This is a genomic window from Thiohalocapsa halophila (assembly GCF_016583825.1).
Classification (GTDB): Bacteria; Pseudomonadota; Gammaproteobacteria; order Chromatiales; family Chromatiaceae; genus Thiohalocapsa; species Thiohalocapsa halophila.
Map to the genome: position 1 here is coordinate 36,760 of NZ_NRRV01000043.1, position 8,600 is coordinate 45,359.

Consider the following 8,600-nt stretch of genomic DNA (forward strand, 5'->3'; position numbering starts at 1 on the left):
CGACGCGGCTGCCGTGATAGCCTGTGGACACTGTCCAAGGTGGCCCTGGACACCGTCCGCACGGCACCGGGCCGCCGGTTACCACGGATGCCGACATGCAAGCATTGACAAGATACGCGAAAAACGCCGATACCGCAGCGATGAGAACGCCCGATACCGTCATACAAATTCCCCCCCAGTATTCTCCCCAGTGTTCCCCCCATCTTGGCGCCCGGCCATGAAAGCGCGGGTCAAATGGGTGGAGGGTACGGCCATGGTCGGCGAGTCCGGCAGCGGCCACGCCGTGGTCATGGACGGCCCGCCGGAGGCAGGCGGCCGCAACCTGGGCGTGCGGCCCATGGAGATGCTGCTGCTCGGGCTCGGCGGCTGCACCGAGTTTGATGTGCTCCTGATCCTGCGCCGCGGACGCGCCGAGGTGACCGATTGCGTCGTCGAGATCACCGCCGAGCGCGCGGCGACGGACCCGAAGGTCTTCACCCGGATCCATGTGCATTTCATCGTCACCGGCCGCGACCTGAAGCCCAAGCAGGTGGAGCGCGCCATCGACCTCAGCGCAGAGAAGTATTGCTCGGCGTCCATCATGCTCGGGGCCGCCGCCAAAGTGACCCACGACTTCGAGATCCGCGATGCCTGAAACGGCGGCGTTCGACGGCCTCGCGCGCAAGTTTTTCTCCGGCTGGCTCCGCGTCCACCCGCAGCCGGCACTCACCACCGGCATCGGCGACTACGGCGGTCTGCCCGCACCCAATCGGATGACGATCAGGCCGCCTTGGGCAGCCTGCCGGAGAGCTTGATCGTCGCCCTGCGGAAGCTCGACCACGGCGCTCTGGACCCGGCCCGGCGCCTCGATTCCGTCCTCGCCGCTTTGCTGCGCAACCCGGGCGATGCGCTGGCCGCCGCCCGCGGCCAAGCGCATGTCCGCACCCTGGCGGCCGCGCTTTGCGCAGCGGACCAGGCACCGGCCTGAGGCGCGCCGCGGATACTCATCGGCCGATCCCAAGCACTCCCGCGAAGTCCCTTGCAATGCACCCCAGGGCGGGCGTAGCTTGCGCGCCTTCGCGGGTGCCGGCGCCCCGCGTGCCCGCGTCGGGCAGCCGGCTCGCAGCGGCGCGCGGCCAGCGCACGACCTGCCGCCGTCGGCGTTCCGTCGCGCGCGCCCAGAGATCGGCAGGGCCGCCTGCCCACACGGAAACCCAGCGGCCGGGAGCAGCACAGCACCATGCCCAAGACCTCAAGAAAGCTCCAGCTGCACGGCTTCAACAACCTCACGAAGTCGCTCAGCTTCAATATCTACGACATCTGCTATACGGACTCCGACGAGCAGCGGGCCGCCTACATCGCCTATATCGACGAGGCCTACAACGCCGAGCGCCTCACCGGCATCCTCACCGATGTCGCCAACATCATCGGCGCCAACATTCTGAATATTGCCCGTCAGGACTACGAGCCCCAGGGTGCCTCCGTGACCATGCTCATCGCCGAGGAGCACACGCCGGAAGAAGGGCTCACCAACTCGGCAACGCCGGGCCCGCTGCCGGAGGCCGTGGTCGGCCACCTGGACAAGAGCCACATCACCGTCCACACCTACCCGGAGAGCCATCCGCACAACGGCATCAGTACCTTCCGGGCGGACATCGATGTGTCCACCTGCGGGCTGATTTCACCCTTGAAGGCGCTGAATTATCTGATCCACGCCCTGGAGTCGGACATCGTGATCATGGACTACCGGGTGCGCGGCTTCACCCGCGACGTGCGCGGGCGCAAGCACTTCATCGACCACAACATGAGCTCCATCCAGAACTATCTGACGCGCAGCACCAAGAGCCGCTATCAGATGATGGACGTGAACGTCTACCAGGAGAACATGTTCCACACCAAGATGGTCGTCAACCGCTTCCAGCTCGACGACTATCTATTCTGCATCGACGTCAAGGATCTGTCGGACAAGGAGTACAAGCGCATCCAGCGCCTGGTGCGGCGCGAGATGATGGAGATCTTCTACGGGCGCAATCTAAAGCGCGATATCGAGGGCTGGAACGAAGCCCGACCCTGAAAAAGCTTCAAGGACGAAGCTGGATAAAGGGGCGAGGGGCGAGTAGCGAGTGGCGAGTAGCGAGTAGCGAGTAGCGAGTGACTAGTTTCGAGGGGCGAGGGCTGGCTCCTGCTCGCTCCTCGTCACTCGAAACTCGTCACTCGAAACTCGAAACTCGCCCCCAAGCTCAGACCCAGTAAGCGCCGCGGGTCATCACCTTCGACACCGTCTTCATGGCAAACCTCACCGGACCCGGCAGCTCGGCGCCGCCGGCTGCGTGGGCAACGTCGGCGTGGTGGATCTCGTCCGCTTTCATCTGCTCCAGGATGGCGCGGGTGCGCTGATCGTCCCCCGGCACCTGGCTGAGGTGGTCGTCCAGGTGATCCTCCACCTGCCGCTCGGTCTCCACCACAAAGCCAAGGCTCCACTTGTCGCCGGCGAGGCCGGCGGCGGCGCCCATGGCAAAAGAGCCGGCGTACCACAGCGGGTTCAGCACACTCTTGCCTGCGCCGAGCTCGTCGAGGCGCTGCTCGCACCAAGCCAGGTGGTCGTTCTCCTCCAGGGCGGAGCGCTCCAGACTATCGCGCACCTCGGCGAGCCTGGCCGTCAGCGACTGCCCCTGGTACAGCGCCTGGGCGCATACCTCGCCCGTGTGGTTGACGCGCATCAGCCCGCCGATGTGGCGTCGCTCGTCCTCGCCCAGGTCCACATCGGCGTGCTGTTCCGCCGGATTGGCGCGCTCGGTCACGCGCGGTCGGCCGAACACCGTGCGGATGGCCTGATCGAGGCCCATCAGGGCTTGGTCAACGTGGGTGTAGTCTCTGGTGCTCATGTGGGTCATCGTTAGAGGCTTGGTGATCGAAGATGCCGCCGACGTGCTGGCGGCCCTGCCGAAGGCAAGGGTCCCAGGGCGGCAGCATAAAAGAATCGCCGGCTTGCGCAACAGCTCCTCACTCGCACCCGAGCGAGCGCGCCAGCAACACCACGGGATGCAGCACTTCCAGCTCCAATCCGGCGTCGCGGGCCGCCGCCGCCAGGTGCGCGGCGCAGCCGGTGTTGGTGGTCACGAGCCAGCGCGGGGCGAGCCGGCTCAGCGCAGCCACCTTGTCCGCCGCCAGGGCCAGGGCCGTTTGCGGCTGATCGAGCAGATAAGTGCCGGCGGCGCCGCAGCAGGACTCGTTGCCGGGCAAGGCCACCACCCGCAGCCCGGGAATGCGCCGCAGCAGCTCATAGACGGCAGCCGTATCGCGCAGCTGGTTGCGGTGCGAGCAGGGCTCGTGCACGGCGACGGTCCCGTGGAGCGATGCCAGCTCGAGCCCTGCCGGCCAGGGGCGCTCCAGAACAGCCCGACACAGCTCCGAGGCCGCGAGCGCCGGGCGCAGCTCGGCGACACAGGCGCTGGCACCACCGATGACCGCCGCATCACCAAAGGCTGCCCGGTTGCGCGCCAAGAGTCCATCGGCGCGCTCCGGAAAGCCGTTGTGGCGATGCATCGCACCGCAGCAGCCCTGGCCGTCCGGCACCTGCACCTGTATGCCGAGCCGGTGGAGCACCCGGAGCGCGGACTGGGCGACATCCGGCTCCAGCGCGCGGGCCACGCAGCCGCGAAAGAGCGCCACCGGCGGTGGGCCGGCGTCGGGGTCTGCGTCTGCCGCCGCCGTCGCCATTCGCAGCGCCCGCGGCGGCACGGGACGGCGCAGGCGCAGCGCAAGCCCATGCAGCACCCGCAGCCGCGGCCATCGCAGGAGACCCGCCCGATGCACGAGCGCCGCTAGGCCAAAGCGCCGGTAGGCACCCGCGAGCAACCCCAGCAGCGCCAGCAGGCGGGTCCCGCTCAGCAGATCCAGGCGCAGCCGCCGCCACCAACGTCGCCACCACGGGAGCTTGGCCACGCGCGCCGCTCGCGCCGCATCCATGAGCGCACCGAACTGCACCAGCGATGGACAAGCCACTTCGCAGGCCCGGCATTCGAGACACCCGTCCAAGTGTGTGCCGAGACGGGCATTGTCACTGAGCTGGCCGGTGATGAGCCCCTGGATGAGCGCGACGCGCCCGCGTGGCGAGTCCGCCTCGTTGTGCTGCAGTCGGAACGTGGGACAATGCGGCAGGCACAGACCGCACTTGACGCACTGGTCCGCGAGACGCAGCAATTCGCGGTCGTTCAAGGTGTTCTGCGCAGAATGGCACGGGATGGGTGTGGGGGACTGCACGGGCGCCGACAGATGCGCTGCCAGGCGTGAACAAGGCCGTACGCTCAAGGCGTGAGTCCGCGGACAAGGGCCGGCGCGACGATCGCATACGCTTGCAATGCCCCGGCCCGCTAGGGACCAGGCGCGCGCCGCGCGAGGACTCGGCCCTCCAGCTTGGCCCGACGCCCGACTGGCGCCACCTCTCGCAGCTGCGCCGGTCGGGCCCCGGCCCGACTGGCCGGACTGCCTGCCCCCCATCTTAATGACTCGCGCCGAGGGAGCGCCAGACCATGACCACACCGACGCCCTATTACAAGTATCACGTCTTCTTCTGCACCAACCTGCGTGCCGACGGCAGCCAGTGCTGCGAGCAATGCGGCGCCCAGGCCTCCCGCGACTACCTCAAAAAGCGCACCAAGGAGCTCGGACTCACCGGCCCCGGCGGCATTCGCGTCAACAACGCCGGCTGTCTGGACCGCTGCAGCGAGGGGCCGGTGGCCGTGGTCTACCCCGAGGGTATCTGGTACACCTATGTCGACACCGAAGACCTGGAGGAGATCCTGCAAGCCCACCTCCTGGGCGGTGAGCCTGTGGCGCGCCTGCGCCTGGCAGGCTGAAGTCGCAGGGCCCGGCCAGCAATGCCGGGCTCACCAGGGCCCCGGCGCCGGCTCGGCCCAGCCCCCGTGGCACCCGCCGGCGTGGCGAGCCTGAATGGAGCCCGCATCAGGGTGTTGCGCTGAGTCCATCCAGACTCCTATAATGCACGGCTTTCTCGGGCCCGCACGCATCCCCGCGCGCCCGGACCTTGCCTTTCGCAGCGACGGGCGGAGTGATGGATATGAGCACAGAAAGCGCAAAGCCGGCAGAGGTGCGGCGGGCCTGGTATCTCGTCGACGCCGAGGGCAAAACGCTCGGGCGCCTGGCGAGCGAGATCGCCAGCCGCCTGCGCGGCAAGCACAAGCCGCAATACACCCCACACGTGGATACGGGCGACTACCTCGTGGTGGTCAACGCCGAGAAGATCCGCGTCACGGGCAACAAGCGCCAAGACAAGATGTACTATCACCACACCGGCTGGATTGGCCATCTGCGCTCGCGCTCGCTGCAGCAAATGCTGGACGATCACCCGGAGCGGGTGCTCGAAGCCGCCGTGAAAGGCATGCTGCCGCACAACCCGCTCGGCCGCGCCATGTTCAAGAAGCTCAAGGTCTACGCGGGCCCGGAGCATCGCCACCAGGCGCAGCAGCCCCAACCCCTCGAGCTCTAGGCTGCGCGCCCGATGCCCAAATGGCCCCACGAGCTGGCCCCACGAGAGGGCCCCACGAGCGGGCCCCAATAGCGAGCGAGCAGTATGAGCACGCGCTGAGCATGAACAACGTTGCGGGCATGATACAAGCCACTTCCCAGCGGGCCGCTCCCGAGCGCCTCGAGGGTCTGCGGGCACGTCATCCCAGCCATCCGCCAAACAGCCATCCGTCAACCAGCGGATCGACCTCCACCACGGACAACTGAGCTATGCCGGAGTACCATTACGCCACCGGGCGCCGCAAGAACGCTGCCGCGCGGGTCTTCCTGAGCCTTGGCAGCGGCCGAATCACGGTGAACAACCGCGACCTCGACCATTTCTTCGGACGTGAGACCGCCCGTATGGTCGTCAGGCAAGCGCTCGAGGCCGCCGAGCTCGGCGACCGCATCGACGTGCGCGCCACGGTCAGCGGCGGCGGCGCCTCCGGCCAGGCCGGCGCCATCCGCCACGGCATCGCCCGCGCCCTAGTGGACTACGACGAAAACCTGCGCATGCCCATGCGCCGCGCCGGCTTCCTCACCCGCGACGCCCGCGAGGTGGAGCGCAAAAAGATCGGCCTGCACAAGGCGCGCAAGCGCCCGCAGTACTCGAAGCGATAGTAGCGAGTATCGAGGGTCGAGTGTCGAGGTGGAGGCGCTGCGCAACCTGGAGGTCTGGCAGCGAGGGTGCCGGCTTGCGGTAAGCACATACCACCTTAGCAGGGACTGCCGAGACTTTGGGTTTAGAGATCAGTTGACCCGCTCAGCATTGTCGATTCCGTCGAACATCGCCGAGGGTTACGAGCGGGAAAGCAATCGAGAGCGTGTGCGCTTCCTGAGGATCTCGAAAGGCTCCTGCGGTGAATTCTGGACCCAGCTTCTGATTGGTATAGAAGCCGGGCTGATCCCCAAGGACCAAGCTCAGCCCCTGCGCACGGAAAGCGCGGAGATTGCGAAAATGCTGAGCGGTTTGATCAAACACTTTGAAGTTCGTGACGAAGACGGCATTCCTCGATACTCGTAACTCGCAACTCGTAACCCGCCTCTTGGGGGATCGTCTAGCGGCAGGACAGCGGACTCTGACTCCGTTAACCTAGGTTCGAATCCTAGTCCCCCAGCCATTTGATGTCGCGAGAACAAACGCCCGCCCGGACCCAGTCCGGGCGGGCGTTTTTCGTGCAAGCGCGAGCTTGGTCCGAGCACCAACGCTTTGGCAATCTTCCCGCTCAGCCACCCCAGCGCGGATATGTTTCTGCCGAATCGGTTGCGCATCAGCGCTCGACACTGTGGACTGAGCGCGCTAGGCTCACGTCTTACTAAGATCTTACCGAGGTAGCCAATGGAGATCACACGATTGTCGTCCAAGGGCCAAGTCGTGCTGCCGAAGACGATCCGGGATGCCCACGGCTGGGTGCCCGGTACCGAGCTGCTGATCGAGGATGGGCCCAACGGCGTGCTGTTGCGCCCTCGCACGCACTCGGAGCCGAGCAGTCTGGAGACCGTGGCCGGCTGCCTTCACGATGTTACAAGTCCGGCGCGAACAGTCGATGAGATGGACGCCGCCATTCGAGCGGAGCTACGCCGGCGCCATGATCGCGGTCGATACTAACGTCCTGGTGCGGCTCTTAACCTGGGATGATCCGGAGCAGGCCGCCGAGGCCAAGGCCCTGTTCAACGCGAACGAAATCTTTGTCGCAAAGACCGTGTTGCTGGAGACCGAGTGGGTGCTGCGCAGCCTTTACGCGCTGGACACTGGGCGCATCGCAGCGGCTCTGCGCGGCCTGCTCGGGCTGCCCCGGCTGCGTTGCGAGGACCGCAACGCCGTGGAGATGGCGCTGCGGTGTTATGAGCAGGGTCTGGATTTCGCCGATGCACTGCATCTGACCAGCAGTGTCGGGGCAGGCAAGCTCGTCACCTTCGACCAACGCTTCCGCAAACGCGGCCGCGGCGTCTGCCCCATCGAGATCTTCACGGTCGCGGCGGTTCTGGATGGAACATGACAGCGCGGCCGGAGCATTGGTGATGGTCCAGCGCGTTGCACCTGGACCTGATCGAGGGGAAGAACCGCAAGGCTGGCTCACCGGCGCAGATGGTCGAGTTACACATACAAGGCGCTCCCTGAGCATTTTGTGGCCACAGCGACAGGCTCAGCGTTGAAGGACCGAAGCCCCGACATCGAGGGCTTCCCATCGGGCGCGAACCGAGTGGACGGCAAGGGCTGAGGGCTGAGGGCTGAGGGCAAAGGATCGAGAGGCTCTCGGTCTCCTCGGGAAGGGCTCAACGGCAACTGACGCAGTGAGCACCTGGGGGCGGGCAAGCAAGCGCATGCATCAGGAGCCGGGGGTGGCGGATGCGCTTCGCTTATCCGCCCTCCCATGCAGGAGTCACTGAGTCCCAGCAGCTCGCAGGCGTTCGGCCTCCTCGCCCCTCGCCCCTCGATCCAAATCATTCAACGACCTGCTCAACCGTCAGCCCCATCGCCTCCGCAAGCCGCTGGAGGGTCGCCTTGCGTGGCTGGTTGGCGCCGGATTCCAGGCGCGCCAGCGCCGACTGCTGCATCCCCGCCGCCTCCGCGACCTGCTGCTGTGTCATCCCAAGATGTTCCCGCCAGGCGCGCAGCAAGGGCACGTCGTGCAGCACATGCGCCTCGACCACCGCTTGCGGTATGCCGAGACCACGTCGCTCGCGCTCCAGCAGCGGGCGCACCCGCTCCCAGTCTTCGATGGGGACCAGCACATAAACCGGCTGCCCGTCGCGGACTACGGTCTGGTAGTCGGTAGGCTGATAGTCAGTAGGTTCGTTCATCACGTTTCTTGACTGCTTCGATACTCACGATGCGCACCGAGTGCCGCACGTCGAAGAAGACCCGATAGTCGCCGACGCGCAGGCGATAGCCGAACCGATGCTCGGTGAGCTGCCTGACGCCGGCCACGTCAGGGAAGGCCGAAAGCCCAGCGGTGGCTCTCAAGATGCGCGACTGCAACCCGCGGTCGCCCAGCTTCTTGAGCTGCTTGAGCGCCCTCGGCTGCCATTCCACCTGCATCATGCCGAAAATATAACACGATATAACAAGTGAAAGGGGCGAGGGGCGAGGG

13 protein-coding genes and 1 tRNA gene are annotated in these 8,600 nt (G+C 66.3%); 10 read left to right on the top strand and 4 right to left on the bottom strand.

The features are described 5' to 3' along the window. Nucleotides 1–217 precede the first annotated feature (217 nt). From CKO31_RS16560 to speD, 3 genes are all read left to right on the top strand, one after another. Nucleotides 218–634, top strand: coding sequence for an OsmC family protein (locus tag CKO31_RS16560; protein ID WP_200239691.1), 417 nt, complete (start codon nt 218–220; stop codon nt 632–634). A 156-nt stretch (nt 635–790) separates the two neighbouring features. Continuing rightward, nucleotides 791–967 (top strand): hypothetical protein, encoded by a 177-nt coding sequence (locus CKO31_RS16565; protein WP_200239692.1) that lies wholly within the window; start codon nt 791–793, stop codon nt 965–967. Between the two features lie 252 nt (nt 968–1,219). After that, complete coding sequence (gene speD / locus CKO31_RS16570; RefSeq protein WP_200239694.1) at nt 1,220–2,053, top strand: adenosylmethionine decarboxylase; 834 nt, start codon at nt 1,220–1,222, stop codon at nt 2,051–2,053. Between the two features lie 166 nt (nt 2,054–2,219). Here speD and coq7 read toward each other — a convergent pair whose 3' ends face one another. Further along, entirely contained in the window at nt 2,220–2,864 is a 645-nt protein-coding gene (gene coq7 / locus CKO31_RS16575) for a 2-polyprenyl-3-methyl-6-methoxy-1,4-benzoquinone monooxygenase (RefSeq protein ID WP_200239696.1), read from the bottom strand. Between the two features lie 118 nt (nt 2,865–2,982). Next, the gene (locus CKO31_RS16580; protein ID WP_242475432.1) at nt 2,983–4,197 is read right to left on the bottom strand and encodes a (Fe-S)-binding protein; all 1,215 of its coding nucleotides are present in this window, start codon (nt 4,195–4,197) and stop codon (nt 2,983–2,985) included. 314 nt (nt 4,198–4,511) lie between these two features. Here CKO31_RS16580 and CKO31_RS16585 point away from each other — a divergent pair, with 314 nt between their 5' ends. The 7 genes from CKO31_RS16585 (at nt 4,512) to CKO31_RS16615 (ending at nt 7,505) form a co-directional block, all read left to right on the top strand. Further along, complete coding sequence (locus CKO31_RS16585) at nt 4,512–4,838, top strand: (2Fe-2S) ferredoxin domain-containing protein (protein ID WP_200239699.1); 327 nt, start codon at nt 4,512–4,514, stop codon at nt 4,836–4,838. A gap of 221 nt (nt 4,839–5,059) precedes the next feature. After that, complete coding sequence (gene rplM / locus CKO31_RS16590) at nt 5,060–5,488, top strand: 50S ribosomal protein L13 (protein WP_200239700.1); 429 nt, start codon at nt 5,060–5,062, stop codon at nt 5,486–5,488. 248 nt (nt 5,489–5,736) lie between these two features. Then, nucleotides 5,737–6,126, top strand: coding sequence for a 30S ribosomal protein S9 (rpsI, locus tag CKO31_RS16595; protein ID WP_200239702.1), 390 nt, complete (start codon nt 5,737–5,739; stop codon nt 6,124–6,126). A 28-nt stretch (nt 6,127–6,154) separates the two neighbouring features. Continuing rightward, nucleotides 6,155–6,529, top strand: coding sequence for a four helix bundle protein (locus CKO31_RS16600; RefSeq protein ID WP_200239704.1), 375 nt, complete (start codon nt 6,155–6,157; stop codon nt 6,527–6,529). A gap of 23 nt (nt 6,530–6,552) precedes the next feature. Further along, nucleotides 6,553–6,626: transfer RNA gene (locus CKO31_RS16605), tRNA-Gln, on the top strand. Between the two features lie 218 nt (nt 6,627–6,844). Further along, the gene (locus CKO31_RS16610) at nt 6,845–7,114 is read left to right on the top strand and encodes an AbrB/MazE/SpoVT family DNA-binding domain-containing protein (RefSeq protein WP_200239706.1); all 270 of its coding nucleotides are present in this window, start codon (nt 6,845–6,847) and stop codon (nt 7,112–7,114) included. After that, nucleotides 7,095–7,505, top strand: a complete 411-nt coding sequence (locus CKO31_RS16615) for a type II toxin-antitoxin system VapC family toxin (protein WP_200239708.1) — start codon at nt 7,095–7,097, stop codon at nt 7,503–7,505. Before CKO31_RS16610 ends, CKO31_RS16615 begins: the two co-directional genes overlap by 20 nt. A 445-nt stretch (nt 7,506–7,950) precedes the next feature. Here CKO31_RS16615 and CKO31_RS16620 read toward each other — a convergent pair whose 3' ends face one another. Both CKO31_RS16620 and CKO31_RS16625 read right to left on the bottom strand, forming a co-directional pair. Further along, the gene (locus CKO31_RS16620; RefSeq protein ID WP_200239710.1) at nt 7,951–8,310 is read right to left on the bottom strand and encodes a helix-turn-helix domain-containing protein; all 360 of its coding nucleotides are present in this window, start codon (nt 8,308–8,310) and stop codon (nt 7,951–7,953) included. Continuing rightward, nucleotides 8,294–8,600, bottom strand: a 307-nt coding sequence (locus CKO31_RS16625; RefSeq protein ID WP_242475433.1) for a type II toxin-antitoxin system RelE family toxin, incomplete at its 5' end; no start/stop codon positions are given. The genes CKO31_RS16625 and CKO31_RS16620, both read right to left, overlap by 17 nt.